Here is a 16,916-nt window from a genome sequence, read left to right as displayed (position 1 = left end):
GGGTTCAAACAAGCTCTTTACTCCGGTTTCACAAGGAACAATGGCTGGCCATACTCGACCAACTGTCCGTTTTCGGCCAAAATTTCCACAATTTCGCCCTTCACTTCAGCTTCCAGCTCATTCATCAGCTTCATCGCTTCAATGATACATACCGTTGTTTTTTCGCCCACTTTGCTGCCAATACTCACATACGGAGCCGTATCCGGGGATGAAGAACTATAGAAAGTTCCTACCATCGGAGATACGATTTTATGTAGATTGCTTGCATATTCCCTCGGTTCCCCAGCAGTTGCAGGTCCAACATCGGACTGTACTTGTGGATTTGGAATAACAGCTTGTGGTGCCACTGCATAAGTAGGTGTTGCCACAGGAGCCTGTACCGTAACGATCTCGCTTTTGCCAGGTTTTCGGATCAACAGGCGAGTTCCTTCATTTTCAATTTCAAGCTCATGCACAGACGTTTCATCCACCAGCTTGATCAATTCCTTAATCTCGCTTAATTTAAACATCTCTATTAATCACTCCTTCAGCATTTTGCCGGTTGCTGATTACATTGTTGAAACAGCTTTATGTATTATATCACAATCATTAAAAATAGAAAGAGCCCGGAATAATGCAGAAATCCGGGCTTTTTCGCGTTTTTTGTCTTATTGTGTAACATACTGGACACTGATCTTATCCTGCGTTACGTTCAGTTCCTTCATGACTTTATCAACAATTGTTACCGCTTGCTTAGCATCCAATTTTTCACTCAGAACCACTACTTTGTATTTATCAGCATCTTCCTCACGGACGACCGCATTGGCGAACTGCTGCTGAAGCTCTTCTTCAATTCCAGTAATTTTAGCCTGCTTATCTTCAAGTACATGTAATTCCTTTTGAGCCTCCGCGGCTTTCTTTGGTGTGCTGTCGTTCATTGCGGTAGTCAGTTCATCATTTTTCTTCTGATTTTCCACGTCCCGTTCCAGCAAATAGTTGTCAATCACAGCTGCTGCTGTAGGTTGGGCAGCTTGATCGGTTGCCACTTGATCCAGTACCTGCTGGTCGGTTTTGGCTGTAGAGGCTGTTTTATCGTCACTTTGTGCTGTCGCGTCCGTCTTAGTCACAGTTGTTTTTTGATCGGATGTCGCTGATTCAGTAGTAGGGGTAGCTGCCGTATCTTTATCGCCTTTTGAGTTTTCTGTTGCTGGGTCAGTTGTGGAAGCCGTATCCGATTTTGTGGAAGTTGCTGATGCTCCATCAGTTACTTCTCCATTCGTCACTACTTCATTTACCTTCAGTTCGTTCAATTGTTCCTCTGCCTTCGTCGTTGCTTCCTGTGCGGCATCCTGCTTAACCTTGCTCACTTGCTCGCTATCGGCTACTGGTGGATTGGCAGGGCTTGAGTCCTCTGTAAACAAATAATACGCAGACAGCACGACCATTAAACTCAGCATGGACACCAGCCAAACGGTTTGTCTTTTATTATTCATGTTCCGTCCTCCATATTCATTAATGGTTTAAAATATAAACTTCTTTGTTCCTAAATCCCAAATTATCCCTGCTTGCGCGGTACGACTGAAATTTTGTAGGAAGGTACATTTAGTCCCTTCTGTACAGCATCGACAATTAGCTGCTTCACTGTAGGGTTTTCTGCCCCCATAGCCACAACAAGCACTCCCCTCACCTGCGGTTTTACTTTTTTTGTCACAATCGGGGTGTGCTGGCCACCTGATGACTCATAGGTTACAATCTCGCCATCACGTGTATATTGAGTAGTGTGCCGTTGTCCGCCATTGGCGTCCGTCTCGTTGTTCTCTTCCTGCATGTCCTTTACATTGCGTTGAACGATAACTTCTTCGGTGGAATCTACCGTAACCATGACATCGACGGTTCCTACGCCAACAATCTGCTCCAGCATCTGTTTCATATTGTCCTCAAAAACCTTCTCGATCCCGGCAAAGGAACTTTCTTCACCTGTTGTTGTCTCTAACGTAGGCTCATTTTTCATCACGCCAGGCGGCTCACGGCCTACGTTTTCTGGATCAACCTTTTTCACATTAACGAATGAATTAAAAAGCATGATCGCTACACCGATAAGGCCGAGTATAAGCAGCCAACGAAATGAGTTGAATCTTTTCGCCCCATCCGCCCCTCCACCCAGCCATTGCTCCAGCTTTTTCAGCCATTTGCTCATTTCTGCTCACCTCCTGTTACCATTCATGTGTTCCATCCTGCGAAGAAACCACCTGAACATTTTTGCTGTCTATCCCCCATTTTTCACGTAGAAGTCCTGTAATTAAGCCAAAAGCTTTCGTATCCGTTGGCTTTCCGTCCTCAGCAGTTTTATCAGGATTACGATCTTCTTCTCGCGTTCCTTCATTAAGTTCTGAATTTTTTGTATGTGTCGGTTCCACACGAATATTCACTGTCTTTTCGGCTACAGGCTCCACCATTATCGGCTTGGCATCTGCACCAGGCGAGACGTCTGTGTTGTTCTTTTCTTTTTCTGGCTGCTGCTCTGCCAATTTGACCACTACCGACTGGACACCCGTTCCTGCCTCCAGCTCCGATTCCTTCTGTTGAATCTTTGCAAGGGTAACCTGGACCGACTGAATTGCTAACCCAGTATATTGTTCCAACTGTCCTTTCATTTCCTTAGCTACCTCTTTGCCCGCCCATTGCATGGAGCTTTGTTCTTGCTGTTGCTTCAACTGGCTGCCTTTTGCTAAAATCTCCTCCAATGTCGGTTCCCTCTTGCCTGTCTCAGCCTGACGTTGAAGATCCAATGCTCGCCCTAGAACCTCGGAGGGGCTGCTACTCAGTAAGCGCACGACCGGAGACAGCAACGTCAGCAAAATAAGCAGGCTGAGAACGAGTTTGACATACCTTTCCATAGATCGGCTCGGTAAGATCATATCGACAAAAGAAGCCAGCAACACGATTAGCACCAGTTCCTTAAGCCAGCCTCCCAGCCAGGTCACTTCACTCCCCTCCCCCCTTGTTGGTTTACATGCATTGGTTCACCTCATCATGACCGTCATATTGCCTGCTGCGAGCATGACTGTAATCGCAAGGAAAGACATTAATCCCACTGCCGCCAGCGCCGCGAAAACATAAATCATGCTCTTGCCGATTGCATCCAGACATTCCACGATAGGCGTATCACCCAAAGGCTGCATGATCGCTGCTGTCACTTTATAAATGAGAGCCAGTGTCAGAATCTTGAGGGCGGGAAAGGCGCACAGGAACAATATAATAATGACTCCTACCAGACCAATGGCATTTTTAACGAGCAGCGAAGCCGAAATGACTGTATCTGTCGCATCTGCCAACGCCTTGCCGACCACCGGAACAAAGCTACCTGTAATATATTTGGCTGTGCGGATCGTTAATCCGTCAGTAACTGACGAAGTCAAGCCTTGTACCGAAATGACTCCCAGAAATATGGTCAGCAGCACTCCCAGCACTGCTACTCCAGCGTTCCGCATCAGATCGGCTAGCTGGGTCAGTTTGTATTTGCCCGTCAGCGAGTTGACCAAGTACAGCACAGCCGAGAAGAACAGTAGCGGGAAAACCAGCGTATGAATGACTGTTCCGACTGTGTTGATCATAAATACAATCAGCGGGTGGGTCACCGAAACTGTTACGACGTTCCCCATCGAGGCTAACATGGTAAACAACAAGGGCAACATTGCCATCATGAAGTGAATCATGCTATCAATCGCTTCTTTGGCATAACCAATCGCTACACTAAAGCTATTAATCGCCAGAATGATAATGACCATGTATACGATAGCGTAGGCCACTTTGCTGACCTGTTTGCTTTCAAAAGCGCTTTGCAGCGTTTCCAGCACCATACTCATAATGCTGAGCATGACGATGGTGACGAGCAACTTGGCATTTACTCGGATTTCATGGATGAAAAAATCAGCTATAGCGCTCAATACACCCTTTATGCTGAATCCTTCACCGCCTGGAAGCAGCATGTCCATGAAGGAAGGCGTTTTCTGATCAGGGAAAAATCCGCCGTATTCCTGCATGAGCCCGTCCCAATAATGTTCTACTTCATCTTTGGGCATTTGCTCCGCCTGCTGTCTGATCCATTCGTTAGTCGGTGTATCTGCAAAGAGGACCGCAGCTGAGGCACACCAAAGACATAGCAACAACATCGCAATTACTTTGAGATTCGGCATGCCCCCTAGCCTTTTCATGGCATCACCCCCTCAGGCGGGCATCAGCTTCAGAATGGTATCAATAATAATGCTGATAATCGGGATTGCGAGCACCATAATGAGTACCTTTCCAGTAAGCTCAATTTTGGAAGCAATCCCGTCTTGTCCTGCATCCCGAACGATTTGCGCTCCAAATTCAGCAATATAAGCGATACCGATTATTTTCAATACGGTTTTAAAATAGATCATATCCATGCCCGAAGACCGAGCCAGTCGCTCCAGTACAGAAACCACAGATCCGATCTTGCCAATCAGCAGCAAAAAAATGACGATTCCCGCAGCTGTTGCAATCAAAAAGGCAAACATCGGCTTCTGTTCCTTAATGACTAAAATGAGGACTGTGGCAATGAGGGCGAAGCCCACCACCTGAATGATTTCCATGTGTCCACCTACTGAAAAAGAAAGATAGATTTGATCTCTTGCAGAAGGTTATCCAGCATTCGCACCACCATGAACAGGACCACGACGAAACCGATGACCGTTACCCAGTGGGCCATGTCTTCTTTGCCCATTTGCTTTAATACGGTATGAATCATAGCGATAATAATGCCAATTCCGGCAATCTGGAAAATCGCGTTCACTTCTAAATTCATTCGAGCACCCCGCTAATAGATCAAAATGACGATCAATGCTCCGATCAGCAGTCCCAGGCTCCTGCTCATACGCTCGTACCTCACCTGATCTGCCTGCGCCTGCGCTTCCTCATGGGATAACTGCTGGATGGTCAGCGCAATGTGCTTGATCTGGTCTTCACGGTCGCTGGTTCCAAGACTGTAAGCAAGCTGCCGCATCGCTTCCTTCTCGGCTTGCTTCATAGAGGAACGGCTCCACGAGTCTTCAATGGCTTTATGCAAGCTTTCTCTGGCAGTCAGGCCAAAAGAGGGGTGCATCCACCGTGAGGCTTGCTGAAACAGAGTGCGCAGCGGCTCTCGCAAGGGCTCTCCTGTCTTGGCGAAAGCATCTGGTAGCGGAGACACCCCGTAGGAAACCTCGGTGGTCAGTCTTTGCAGCGCAAGAATCAACTCCCTGATTTGCCGCGGCCTCATCGCAAACTGCCTTGCCCGCTGCCAGCCTGCCAGCGTAGCGGCCAGTATAACCAGGGCGGCACCCAGCAACTTAAGCATAGGAGATGCCCCCATTCTGCCCTTCTCCAGGCAGTGTAATCCTGCGTTGCTTGGCATCTGCCAGCCGGAATGAGACGCCCCGGCTCGTCCGCTCCAGCATGACGTAGAGTTGAAACAGCTCTTGCCCTGTAGTTAATCCAGCAAAAGCAGGCCGGGTCGCCATTTCAGCCACATCGCGACCATGTGCGGAAGCAATGACTGCAATGCCTGCATGAAGCGCTTCGCGCACCGCCTCCGCATCTTCCGGTCGTCCGATTTCATCAACAATGAGGACATCCGGTGACATCGAGCGGATCATCATCATCATGCCTTCTGCTTTCGGACATCCGTCCAATACATCGGTGCGAGGCCCGACATCAAAACCGGGGATACCTTTGTGACTGCCAGCGATCTCAGAGCGTTCGTCTATAATGCCTACCTTGAGTCCATTCCGTCGCCCCCCATTGCTTTCCATCCCTCCGTAACTGAGTTGCCGAGCCAAGTCCCTAAGCAGTGTCGTTTTGCCATGCTGAGGAGGGGACAAAATGAGGGTGTGCCGGATTTTCCCGGACATTCGATCTGCTACATAAGGCAATATCCGATCAGCTATGCCGGGAATTGCACGAGCAATTCTTACATTAAAGCTGCTTATATCCCTCAAATGTTCCACTCGTCCTCGGTTGAGTACGGTTCTCCCTGCCAAGCCAATACGATGACCGCCAGGGATCGTAATAAACCCTTTACGAAGCTCCTCTTCCATGGTATACAGGGAATGATTGCTGATAAAATCCAGCAGTCGGTGGGCATCCTCACGGTCAGGCTTATAGGCTTCTACATGGTTCAAAGTCAGCCGACCCGCAGACGTTACAAAATGATGATCACCATTTGCATTAATTTCCAACGGTCTTCCTTCCCTAACCCGGATTTCTTCCAGTTGCTTAAATACCGTTTCCGGAAGCCTTCCGAGTATACCGTGCAACGGTTCAGGAAATAACTCCAGCCATTCCATACCGATGCCGCCCCCTCACAGTTGTCCTTTTTCTTTAAGACAAGTCTATGGTTGACTCTCGCTTTTTATGCCGAAAATATATTGAAAGCCTAGGCAAACTTTTGCTAACTCCTATCAACGCTCAACAGACCTTTCCCCCGCTTGTTAAAGCACCATTCTCTAATTCGCACAAATAAAAAAGGGCCTCTCAAAGCCTTGTCGGCTAAGGGATACCCTTGGGTAGAAAAGATAGATTCAGCAAAAAAGAGGCTGCCCCTCAGTCTAACTCTCACTGATGGAACAACCTCTTAACCTACTGCTGTATTCTATGATTTATCAAACTATAAATAGAGGACTTATAATGTGTCAACCTTTACCTGTCATAGCATCGTTCACATTAGACATATTCATGTCTAGATCACGTTGCAGTTATTAACGACGGTCTTGCGGTCCACCCACAAACGCTTGCTCCTCGGTGTCCAGGTTATAAGCTGTATGCAACGCCTGAATAACCTCATGAAGCTTACCCGCTTCAATTACACACGATACTTTGATTTCAGATGTGCTTACCATTTTAATGCTAACGCCTTGCTCTGCCAGTACGGCAAACATTTGCGCAGCAACACCTGGATGGCTAACCATTCCTGCACCTACAATGGATACCTTCACCAGATTTTCCTCAGACGTTACTTCACGGTATGGAAGCTCTCCGCGAATACCTTCCAGCGTCTTCAGTGCTGCTTCACGATCCGTCAGAGCTACTGTAAAGGAGAAATCCGCTTTACCAGCTTCGACCCCGCTCTGTACAATAATGTCAACATCAATTTTAGCTGCCGCCAGTGTTCCGAATACTTTCGCCAGTACACCGGGGATATCGGCGACGCCCAAAATACTGATTCTTGCTACATTTTTATCATATGCAATCCCACTGACTACAACGCCCTGTTCCATTACTGCATCCTCCTTTACGACCGTTCCTTCATTATGGTTAAAACTGGACCGCACAATCAACGGTACCCGGTTATGTTTGGCATATTCTACCGCACGAGGATGCAATACAGCTGCACCCAGATTGGCTAATTCCAGCATTTCATCATAAGAAATTTCTTTTAGCTTACGAGCCACTTTTACGATCCGTGGATCTGTTGAATATATACCGTCCACATCCGTGTAAATTTCGCAAGCATCCGCTTGAATCGCCGCCGCCAGCGCAACGGCCGTCGTATCAGAGCCACCACGTCCCAGCGTCGTAATGTCTCCCTCTGCAGACATCCCTTGGAAACCAGCTACAACAACGATCTTGTTGCTGCTCAGTGCATCCAGCACACGCTGAGGTTGAATGTCCGTAATCCGTGCTCGACCAAAGTCAGATTCAGTACGGAAACCAGCCTGCCATCCCGTAAACGATACCGCTTCATGACCCAACTGCTGAATAGCCATCGACAATAAGGCGATTGAAATTTGCTCACCTGTCGTCATCAACATATCCAACTCACGTGCAGGCAACTGCTCATTCAACAATTTGGCCTGGTCAATCAGTTCGTCTGTCGTGTCTCCCATTGCGGAAACAACCACTACACATTGATGCCCTTCACTCTGTTTCTCAACAACGCGTTTTGCCACGCGCTTCATGCGCTCCGTGTCACCGACGGAACTGCCTCCGAATTTCATGACATACAAAGACAACGATATTCACTCCCTCAGACTCAACAGTATGTAACCTTGAGATGGCACCAAACGACTGAACGTGACATCCTGCGGCATAACTTTAGTTCAGTATAATACGAAAGTGCTGTGTGGAGCCAATGTTTTTTAATATTAGTGCTTATAAAAATATCCCCTGCCCTTAACAAGGACAGAGGAAATCTAAAAGTTGCAAATTTTATGCGCGAGACATGTATTTGCCGTCACGTGTATCAATCAACAATACGTCATCTTGGTTAATGAACAAAGGAACTTGAACATTCAAACCCGTTTCCAGTTTGGCATTTTTGGTAGCACCTGTAGCCGTATTACCTTTAATGCCTGGCTCTGTTTCGATTACTTTCAGTTCCACGCTTGTAGGCAGGTTAATACCCAGAATTTCGCCGTTATAGCTGACGATATTTACATTCATGTTTTCTTTCAGGAAGTTAAGCTCCCATTTCAGTTGATCGCTGGACAATGTGAATTGATCATATGTTTCATTATCCATGAATGTATGGTCGTCTGCACTAGCGTACAGATAAGATACACCACGATTTTCGATTTGTGCCCGACCGATCGTTTCACCCGCACGGAATGTACGTTCAACGGTGTTACCGTTACGCAAGTTTTTCAACTTGGAGCGTACGAATGCAGCACCTTTACCCGGTTTTACGTGTTGGAAATCCAGCACCGTAAAAATATCTCCGTCTACCTCGACGGTCAAACCTGTTTTAAAATCATTAACGTTAATCACTAAAATACCCCTCCTACAGGACTGTTATCGTTATTAAACGACTGTAAATTCTTTGCTCGAATGTGTTAATACTTTGATGCCGCTATCTGTAATAACGATATCATCCTCGATCCGTACACCGCCCAATCCAGGGACATAGATACCTGGCTCGACCGTTACCACCATACCCGGCTCCAGAATATCATCACTCACCTTCGACAGACGTGTAGATTCATGTACTTCAAGACCCAGACCATGACCTGTACTGTGCCCGAAATTGTCTCCATAGCCATGGCTCGCAATAATATCCCGGGTCAGTGCATCCGCTTCACGGCCTGTCATGCCCGGCTTAATATGTTCGAGTGCGTGAAGCTGCGCCTTAAGTACAATATCGTAGATTTCGCGCAACTGGGGCGCCAAATCCCCTTGTGTAGCCACTGTACGTGTCAAATCAGAGCAATAGCCATCCAGCAACGCACCAAAATCAAACGTAATCAGCTCGCCTGCTTGTACTAACTTAGCACTGGCTACGCCATGGGGCAATGCCGAACGAACCCCGGAAGCCACAATTGTGTCAAATGAAGAGGATGTAGCTCCCTGCTTGCGCATGAAGAATTCCATTTCCAGATCCAGCTCACGCTCGCTGACACCTGGCTTGATGTAAGGTAAAATGTGCGCAAATGTAGCATCTGCCAAATCCGCTGCCCGCTGCATCACTTCCAGCTCTTCTGCATCCTTGTACACTCTTAACTTCTCCACAATGCCCGACACCGGAACCAGTGAAATAGGTGACAAATCTTCGCTATAAGCTTTATGCGTCGCAACAGTTACCGCATCTTGCTCGAAGCCTGTTTCGCTGATCTGATGGGAAGACAGCAATTCTTTCACCGTTTCCATGACCTGTGCAGCGTGCTGCACCACCGTGAAGCCTTCGGCTTGTTCGGTCGCTTGCGTCATATAGCGAAAGTCAGTCAGCAAATAGCTATGGGATTCCGTAATCAGCACATAACCCGCCGAACCTGTGAAGCCTGTCAAATATCGACGATTGACAGGGCTAGTAATTAGCATAGCCCGCAGATTATGCTCGCCCAGCGCCTGCCGCAGCTTTAACACCCGGTCATTCTTCATCTTTCATTCCGCTCCCCTCTGTCAAATAACCAAATGCTATTTTAACACAGGGAATAGGCGCTTGAGAAGTTTTTGTTACGTTCAGCCCTCAGCTTTCTCAGGCTCGCGCTTTCTTTCATCCGTATACTCGACAGCAACCGTATATCCGATAAATAGTCCCCACAGCATAAACACACAAATTTCCGTATATAAGGAATTCCATGTTAACCGATTAGGAGGATTCATCATCCCTAGCTTAGGACCTGTTAATACAAATAAAACAACCCACCAAATCAGGCCATATACAATTCCGGGTAAAGGACCCTTAAATCTGCGCAGCAACAGAGTGTACACCAGTGAAGCTACGACGGATAATGCAATAAAAAACAGTAGCCCTACCAGGTGCCCCGCCATGGTGTTCATAAACGAATGCTTGAAAAAAGGCTCTGCGAGAAAGCCAGGCGCTACTACCGTAAAGTGCAACTTATAAAACAGCCAGCGCAGCAATCCCCAGAGCACACCCGCAAAAAAACCCAACTCAAGTGCAAAAGGAATGAGAGGCGTATGTATTTTGCCTGACTGCTGTCTGCCTCCACCACTGTCGTTATGATTACGTTGATCCTGAGATTCGCGAGACTGTTCCTGTTCATGGCCTATCTTGGGTATAGAGTAGGTTTCACTCATGTTGTTTAATCCCCTTTCAAGATGCAAACTTTTTTCATGGTAAAGACTATTGCAATCGAAGATGCATGTACTTCCATGGGATTCTGCATTCCCATTTTGCTAGGTAGTATGCTCAAAAGGAGGATATTTTAACAATGAACCGGAATGCAGAATAATAGCAGCTTACCAGTTAAGCGTTCGGACCCGTTTTTTGCATTGACAAAATTTCAATCCTCTATCATAATATAATGATGAAAATGATAATCATTATCATTTTCTAAAAACATATATACGGGAGAATGCTTCTATGAAAAAGGGACTCATTGGCATTTTATTATTAATGGTTTTTACGCTCACTTTGGCAGGTTGCGGAGCAGCCGACAAAGCATCGGATAAAGATCAGGCACCCACGTCGGGTAGCAAACCGACTGACACAGCGACCGGTCCTGTGACGGTAAAGCATAATCGTGGTGAGATCACGCTCAACAAGCCCGCACAGCGTGTCGTAGTACTGGAATGGACATTTACAGAGGATTTGATTGCATTGGGCGTTCAGCCGGTTGGTAATGCTGACAATGCCAACTACAAGGTGTATGTGACACCGGAGGCGGCTCTGGACAGCAGCGTGGTCGATGTCGGTACGCGTAACGAGCCGAACCTGGAGGCGATTGCTGCATTGAAGCCGGATCTGATCATTTCCAATGTTGATGGGAATGAAGCTATCTATGATCAACTCAAGGCCATCGCTCCGACGATCGAATATAATCTGAACGATGGTAACGGCTACGATCATGATAAAATGATAGAAATTTTTAATAGCATCGCAGTCGCTCTTGGAAAAGAAGAAAAAGCTAAGCAGGTGCTTGCCGAACTGGACCAGCATTATGCTGAAGCCAAAGAAAAGCTCGCCGCTGCTGGCAAGTCGGATTATCATTATATACTGACACAGGCTTTCACTTCGCAAAATGCGGCCAGCCTCCGTATGTTTTCGGATAATTCAGTCGTCGTGGCAACACTGGCGAAGATCGGTATGATTAATGATTGGAAACCGAGCAAAGTTGAACAGTATGGCTTTTCAACTGTAGGCATTGAAGCTCTGTCTGCCGTTCAGGATAGCAACTTTATCTATATTGTGCAGCCGGACGATAATGTTTTCGGTGCACCTATGAAAAATAATTCGGTTTGGAACGGTCTGAATTTCGTTAAAGAAAAACGTACCTATTCACTGAGCGGTACGACATGGACATTTGGCGGCCCTCTCTCTTCAAAAGGGCTGGTTGACCAGGTTGTCGGGGCGATTACGCAATAGGTTGTTTCCAAATATTCATTCGGTTTTATAATGATTAGCATTTATGTGAGCAGTCTGACGCTCCATAAATGCTTTTTTTATAAGCCTGTGGTTACATCAGTTTCATCTAACTAGATATTCCCTTCCAAATTCGATACAATATACAAAAAAGCATGTATTAAGAGAGGTGAGACGGTTGTCACAAGCATCCAAGCCTGTGAGCTACGGCGGTCAGGCAGTCATTGAAGGTGTCATGTTCGGCGGCAAGCGTGTCAATGTCACGGCAGTTCGCCGCAAAACTGGCGAAATCACATATTTGGAAGTACCACGCAAGGAGCAATCCTGGGTATCCAAATTCCGCAGAATTCCTTTATTGCGGGGGATTGTAAGCATCATCGACTCCAGCGCCAAAGGTACCAAGCATTTAAACTATTCAGCCGATGCGTATGCTGATGATGAAGTAGATCCGGAAGAACGCGCTGAGCAAAAGAAAAAAGAAGAATCTCGCTGGAGTCTGAGTATGATGATCGGTGTAGCGGCAGTCGGGATTATCTCCTTTTTGTTCGGCAAAATTGTGTTAACCCTCGTTCCGGTTGTTGTAGAAGACTTCCTGTTCGACGGCTTGTTTCACAGTCAAATTTTGCATAACCTCGCCGAAGGAGCTATTAAGCTGATTCTGTTACTGGCTTATTTATGGGGTATTTCCCAAACTCCGTTAATTAAACGATTGTTTCAATATCACGGTGCAGAGCATAAAGTAATTACTGCATTCGAAGCTGGGGAAGAACTAACTCCGGCCAATGTACAGAAATACAGTCGTCTACATTACCGCTGTGGTAGTAGCTTTATTATGCTGACTGTGATCATCGGGGTGCTTGTCTATTCCTTATTTACCTACGATAGTCTATGGGAACGTATGGGGCAACGGCTTTTACTACTTCCGATCGTACTGGGGCTTTCTTTTGAATTCCTCAAGCTAACCAATGCCCTTCGTGAAATTCCGGTACTTCGTTATTTAGGTTACCCCGGTCTGTGGTTGCAACTACTTACCACCAAAGAACCGACTGATGATCAAGTGGAGGTATCTATTGCCTCATTTAAGCGTATGCTTGAATTGGATGCTGAGTTGGAAAATGTACCTGTAAAGGAGACCTTCAACAGTCCGGTCCTTGATCCTGTGAAAGGATGAGTGAATAATGAACAGACATGCCGTTATTTTCTGGCTTACCCTTGCTTTGGGTGCATATGGAATTGTGGATATGCTATGGAGAGGAAGCTGGGGCTTTCTCATAAGTTTACTAATTCCCGTCCTTGTTTTTGCAGTTATATTTCTGCTATACAAATACCTGCCAGGACAACGTAGCCGTACTCCCAAAATTAAACCCTCTGTGCGCACCATGGCCAAAACAGCCAACGCACGTAAGCAGCAAACTACAGGCAAGCGCAAAGCGTATCCTTTTCATGTGATTGAGGGTTCCAAGGGAAAAAATGAAGAAGAACAACCTAAATATCATTAATGATAATCACATCCTTTAAAATGTAGCACAAAGGAGCCATCACCCGCGTATTCAAATATGACCGGGAAGAGGCTCCTTTTTTACACCCTTTTAAATTAACTTTAACTGCGAGTTAGTGTTTATTTCATAGCGTACATGGTATCCTTCATCAATTGATACTTGCTATACTGCTGCTGGTAAGAAGTAATGCTCCATTTGTGGAAAAAAGCATCCCCAGCCTGCACACCGGAAGCATACAACAAATCACTTTGCTCTGTAGAAATGTTAAATTGTGCAGTGCGTATACCCAATGTTGGAATCTTAATTGTCCGATACCGATTCTCCTGCTCAATATATCGCTCATCGTGTGCTGATAGCATGGTATCAAAAATAGCCTGCAGCATGGTCAATGGACCCCGTATATAAGAAACTTTGGTCTCCGTACCCGTTTTGCCCACCATTTGAAACCCTACCGTTGGAATCGTTTTGGCCTCACGTTCATTTACAGGCTCATCAAAAAGCCACAAAGGCAAATTGCTTAGTAAAGCCCCATCAACTACAAATACAAATTGCTGAGAAAAAGTCTTTCCCTTGGCAAGTGCAGAATCAAGCCTTAACATAACAGGATCAAAAAAATAAGGGATACTTGTGCTCATCCGAATGGCTTTAGCTACCTCCAGTGAAGAGGGATTGATACCAAAACGTTTGATATCCTCAGGAAGCACCAGAATGCGTCCATTCGTAATATCTGATGCAATAATGCGCAATTTTCCAGGAGGTAAATCCGCGAACGTACGCACTCCCTTAGCTCGTAACAGCTCACGTACCCAGTGCTCCAGTGCCTCCCCTGAGTAGAGCCCTTTTTTAAGAAAGATACGAGCTGCTGGTCCAACCCACTTAATATTGAACACTGGAGAACGTCGTAACAACTTGACCAAGGGGGTTTTCTCAATTACGGCTTTCATTTCATCCGCAGAGTATCCCGCCGCCAATAAAGCAGCTACAATAGAACCTGATGATGTACCTGCCAAACGATTGAATACAATTCCATGCTCCTCCGCAGCCTTAACTGCACCCGCCAGCGAAATTCCCTTAACCCCTCCACCCTGGAACACAGCATTGATCAGCATAGATCAAAAAACCTCCGTTCTCTTGGGAGTAAGCAGTTCTACTGCTTATGTATGAGAACGGAGGCCCAAATAGAACCTATATGATCCAATTTATATCACATTTGATAATAATTTTGAAGAAGCTGAATGAGTCCGTATGGATTTTTACGCAAATGCTGTGCACTAAAGTAAATATCGCCTCTGACCTGTTTATAATTTTCGTTCAGTTCAAGCTGCTTAATTAGCTCTTGAGCCGTTTGCCAGCCCTTTTCAGGGGTGCCGATCTTATACGGAGAATGACCGATATACAGCTTAACATCTGTGTTTTTGACCTCATTGGACCACCATGCGACAAGCTTGTCATATCCCGCCGCCGGGAAACCGATACTCCAGTAAATTTGTGGAGCTATATAATCAATCCATTCTTTGTTAATCCAGGTTCTTACATCCGCAAACGTCGTATCGTACGCTGTAACGCCTGCCTTCGTGTCTGAACCCGTTAAATCCTGAGATTTGTTACGCCATACCCCAAAAGGACTAATTCCAAATTGAACTTTAGACTTGCTGCCATGAATACTTTTGCCCAAATCGCGGACAAAACTGTTCACATTATCTCTCCGCCAGTCGCCCTTGTTAGAGATTTTGTTGGCATTATATGCTTTGAAGGTCGTATCATCATCAAAAGTCCCGCTGTAAGGATAAAAATAATCGTCCAAATGCACGCCGTCAATATCATATCCGTTCACGACCTCCATAATCGCCGCAATGACATGCTGACGTGCAGCCGGAATTCCTGGATTGATGTATAATTGGCTACCATTCTTAACAATCCAGTCCGGGTGTTGATTAGCCACATGGTTTGCAGCCAAACCGCTGGTTGTTCCTGTAGAATTCGCACGGAATGGATTAAACCAAGCATGAAATTCCATCCCTCGCTTATGCGATTCGCTAATCATAAATTTCAAGGGATCATAGCCTGGATTTTTACCTTGGGTGTTGGTCAAATACTTGCTCCATGGTACGAGACTCGAGGGATAGAGCGCATCACCGCTGGCACGAACCTGAACAAATACCGCATTGATGCCCATCCCCTGCAAATCATCGAGCATTTTAGTAAACTCCTGCTTTTGCTTCTCGGAGCTGCTTCGGGCAGCGGAAGAAGGCCAATCTCCATTAATGGTAGAAATCCATGCTCCACGCATGGAAGTTGAAGCCTTTACCTGAACAACATTTGCCTGCGAAGAACTTGAACCCTCCTCACTAGTAGACGTTGACGGTGAAGTGACAACCGCCTGCTCATCATCGATAGCTCCCTGATCTGTACTTACACTATCCTGATTGCTAGATGCAGACGTATCTGATATGGAGCCGCTGCTTCCCGCAGAAGTGTCCCCGCCAGTAGAGACACCTTCCTTACCACTGCTTAACGTAATGACTCGCTCTGAAGCTTGCCAATCTACTTTTAATCCCAACTCTTCCCCAACAAAACGCAGTGGCACCATGACTCTCCCGCTTGTCATACGTGCAGATGCATCCAGTCCAACTGACTTGCCATTCACCGTAGCGCTTTTTGCACCGTTCTCCATAGATATATTTTTGTTCTGTGCTGTAATCGTTACCGTACCGGACGATTCTGACCAGTTGACCTGAGCGCCCAATCCCTCACTAATCACTCGCAAAGGAACCATCGTAACATTGGCTCCCTGTACAATATACGGTGACGCGTCACTTTGCAGGGACTGTCCGTCCAATATAATTTCAATATCACCAGTTGGAGCTGCTTGAACTCCAGGAACGATGGCAGTCTGCACTGCTAAGAGTAGACCTGTAGCCAACGCCACTATTTTCTTTCGATTCATATTATTACAATCCTCCGCTAACCCTGTTAATTTTAACCCCTATCTTGTCCTGCTATATAATGGATAGACGCTAATAACCGGATATTTGTTGCGGTCGGGACAAATAAAAAAGCATCGTCCGTAAGGACAGATGCTTTTAGGAATCTCCACTCAATTCCTTGTGTATGTCATGAAGCTGGCGCAAGCGATCTTCATCCCGGCGAAAATATTCGACCAATGTTTCGATACGGGTGATGGAATCCCAGCTCAGATGATGCTCAATACCTTCCACATCTTTATATATCAGGTCCTTGTCAACCCCAATCATATCCAGAAATTGCTCTAATAACTGATGGCGATCAACCAACCGTTTGCCGACCTTTTTCCCTTTCGGTGTCAAAATCAGTCCCCGATACTTCTCATATACAAGATAATCGTCCTTATCCAACTTCTGAATCATTTTGGTGACAGACGAAGGATGCACCTCTAACCCCTCTGCGATATCCGAGACACGAGCATAGCCCTTCTCATCAATCAGTTGGTAAATGCGTTCCAAATAATCTTCCATGCTTGGCGTTGGCACTTGTTTCCCTCTTTTCTGTTATTGAACGGGCGCTTACCGCCTTCATTTCCTGCGTTAAACCTACTATGTAATGATACATGTTATCATTGCCCATTGGCAAGTCTCATC

19 protein-coding genes are annotated in these 16,916 nt (G+C 46.2%); 3 read left to right on the top strand and 16 right to left on the bottom strand.

Annotated features, from left to right (window positions below; all coding sequences use genetic code 11):
* Window positions 1-17: 17 nt before the first annotated feature.
* The 13 genes from accB to ACL9RM_RS04005 form a co-directional block, all read right to left on the bottom strand.
* A complete protein-coding gene (accB, locus tag ACL9RM_RS04065) occupies window positions 18-509 on the bottom strand; it encodes an acetyl-CoA carboxylase biotin carboxyl carrier protein (protein WP_039270944.1) in 492 nt (163 codons plus the stop codon).
* A gap of 138 nt (window positions 510-647) precedes the next feature.
* The gene (locus tag ACL9RM_RS04060; protein ID WP_250268735.1) at window positions 648-1,472 is read right to left on the bottom strand and encodes a SpoIIIAH-like family protein; all 825 of its coding nucleotides are present in this window, start codon (window positions 1,470-1,472) and stop codon (window positions 648-650) included.
* A 62-nt stretch (window positions 1,473-1,534) separates the two neighbouring features.
* Window positions 1,535-2,176: a stage III sporulation protein AG gene (gene spoIIIAG, locus ACL9RM_RS04055; RefSeq protein ID WP_029517255.1), complete on the bottom strand. Its 642-nt coding sequence runs from the start codon at window positions 2,174-2,176 to the stop codon at window positions 1,535-1,537.
* 16 nt (window positions 2,177-2,192) lie between these two features.
* Entirely contained in the window at window positions 2,193-2,963 is a 771-nt protein-coding gene (gene spoIIIAF, locus ACL9RM_RS04050; RefSeq protein ID WP_235309547.1) for a stage III sporulation protein AF, read from the bottom strand.
* 39 nt (window positions 2,964-3,002) lie between these two features.
* Complete coding sequence (gene spoIIIAE, locus ACL9RM_RS04045) at window positions 3,003-4,193, bottom strand: stage III sporulation protein AE (RefSeq protein WP_039270939.1); 1,191 nt, start codon at window positions 4,191-4,193, stop codon at window positions 3,003-3,005.
* A 12-nt stretch (window positions 4,194-4,205) separates the two neighbouring features.
* Window positions 4,206-4,595: a stage III sporulation protein AD gene (gene spoIIIAD, locus ACL9RM_RS04040; protein ID WP_039270937.1), complete on the bottom strand. Its 390-nt coding sequence runs from the start codon at window positions 4,593-4,595 to the stop codon at window positions 4,206-4,208.
* 8 nt (window positions 4,596-4,603) lie between these two features.
* The gene (gene spoIIIAC, locus ACL9RM_RS04035; protein WP_010345636.1) at window positions 4,604-4,807 is read right to left on the bottom strand and encodes a stage III sporulation protein AC; all 204 of its coding nucleotides are present in this window, start codon (window positions 4,805-4,807) and stop codon (window positions 4,604-4,606) included.
* Between the two features lie 12 nt (window positions 4,808-4,819).
* Window positions 4,820-5,338: a stage III sporulation protein SpoIIIAB gene (spoIIIAB, locus tag ACL9RM_RS04030; protein WP_029517252.1), complete on the bottom strand. Its 519-nt coding sequence runs from the start codon at window positions 5,336-5,338 to the stop codon at window positions 4,820-4,822.
* Window positions 5,331-6,326 carry a stage III sporulation protein AA gene (spoIIIAA, locus tag ACL9RM_RS04025; protein ID WP_013310828.1) on the bottom strand — a complete coding sequence of 332 codons (996 nt, stop codon included), beginning with the start codon at window positions 6,324-6,326 and terminating at the stop codon, window positions 5,331-5,333. The genes spoIIIAB and spoIIIAA overlap by 8 nt, the downstream gene beginning before the upstream one ends.
* 411 nt (window positions 6,327-6,737) lie before the next feature.
* Entirely contained in the window at window positions 6,738-7,991 is a 1,254-nt protein-coding gene (locus ACL9RM_RS04020; RefSeq protein WP_028540593.1) for an aspartate kinase, read from the bottom strand.
* Window positions 7,992-8,187: 196 nt separating this feature from the next.
* Window positions 8,188-8,745, bottom strand: coding sequence for an elongation factor P (gene efp, locus ACL9RM_RS04015; protein WP_029517249.1), 558 nt, complete (start codon window positions 8,743-8,745; stop codon window positions 8,188-8,190).
* A gap of 33 nt (window positions 8,746-8,778) precedes the next feature.
* Window positions 8,779-9,852 carry a M24 family metallopeptidase gene (locus ACL9RM_RS04010; protein ID WP_414126202.1) on the bottom strand — a complete coding sequence of 358 codons (1,074 nt, stop codon included), beginning with the start codon at window positions 9,850-9,852 and terminating at the stop codon, window positions 8,779-8,781.
* An 81-nt stretch (window positions 9,853-9,933) separates the two neighbouring features.
* Window positions 9,934-10,515 carry a YqhR family membrane protein gene (locus tag ACL9RM_RS04005; RefSeq protein ID WP_039270930.1) on the bottom strand — a complete coding sequence of 194 codons (582 nt, stop codon included), beginning with the start codon at window positions 10,513-10,515 and terminating at the stop codon, window positions 9,934-9,936.
* Between the two features lie 286 nt (window positions 10,516-10,801).
* Between ACL9RM_RS04005 and ACL9RM_RS04000 the strand changes: the two genes are divergently transcribed.
* The 3 genes from ACL9RM_RS04000 to ACL9RM_RS03990 all read left to right on the top strand — a co-directional run bounded on the left by ACL9RM_RS04000 (window position 10,802) and on the right by ACL9RM_RS03990 (window position 13,299).
* Window positions 10,802-11,803: an ABC transporter substrate-binding protein gene (locus ACL9RM_RS04000; protein ID WP_039270929.1), complete on the top strand. Its 1,002-nt coding sequence runs from the start codon at window positions 10,802-10,804 to the stop codon at window positions 11,801-11,803.
* 175 nt (window positions 11,804-11,978) lie between these two features.
* The gene (locus ACL9RM_RS03995; protein WP_254325369.1) at window positions 11,979-12,971 is read left to right on the top strand and encodes a DUF1385 domain-containing protein; all 993 of its coding nucleotides are present in this window, start codon (window positions 11,979-11,981) and stop codon (window positions 12,969-12,971) included.
* Window positions 12,972-12,978: 7 nt separating this feature from the next.
* Entirely contained in the window at window positions 12,979-13,299 is a 321-nt protein-coding gene (locus ACL9RM_RS03990; RefSeq protein WP_039270926.1) for a hypothetical protein, read from the top strand.
* A 119-nt stretch (window positions 13,300-13,418) separates the two neighbouring features.
* Here the strand turns inward: ACL9RM_RS03990 and ACL9RM_RS03985 are convergent, their stop codons facing one another.
* From ACL9RM_RS03985 to mntR, 3 genes are all read right to left on the bottom strand, one after another.
* Window positions 13,419-14,408, bottom strand: coding sequence for a patatin-like phospholipase family protein (locus ACL9RM_RS03985; protein ID WP_039270925.1), 990 nt, complete (start codon window positions 14,406-14,408; stop codon window positions 13,419-13,421).
* A 95-nt stretch (window positions 14,409-14,503) separates the two neighbouring features.
* Window positions 14,504-16,246, bottom strand: coding sequence for a family 10 glycosylhydrolase (locus ACL9RM_RS03980; RefSeq protein ID WP_250268737.1), 1,743 nt, complete (start codon window positions 16,244-16,246; stop codon window positions 14,504-14,506).
* A 136-nt stretch (window positions 16,247-16,382) separates the two neighbouring features.
* Window positions 16,383-16,808 carry a transcriptional regulator MntR gene (mntR, locus tag ACL9RM_RS03975; protein WP_007430946.1) on the bottom strand — a complete coding sequence of 142 codons (426 nt, stop codon included), beginning with the start codon at window positions 16,806-16,808 and terminating at the stop codon, window positions 16,383-16,385.
* Window positions 16,809-16,916: the final 108 nt, after the last annotated feature.

The organism is Paenibacillus sp. S29 (assembly GCF_049319765.1).
Lineage (GTDB): Bacteria > Bacillota > Bacilli > Paenibacillales > Paenibacillaceae > Paenibacillus > Paenibacillus polymyxa_B.
Note: the sequence above shows the minus strand (reverse complement) of the source record. Positions and strands in the feature narration are given on the sequence as shown.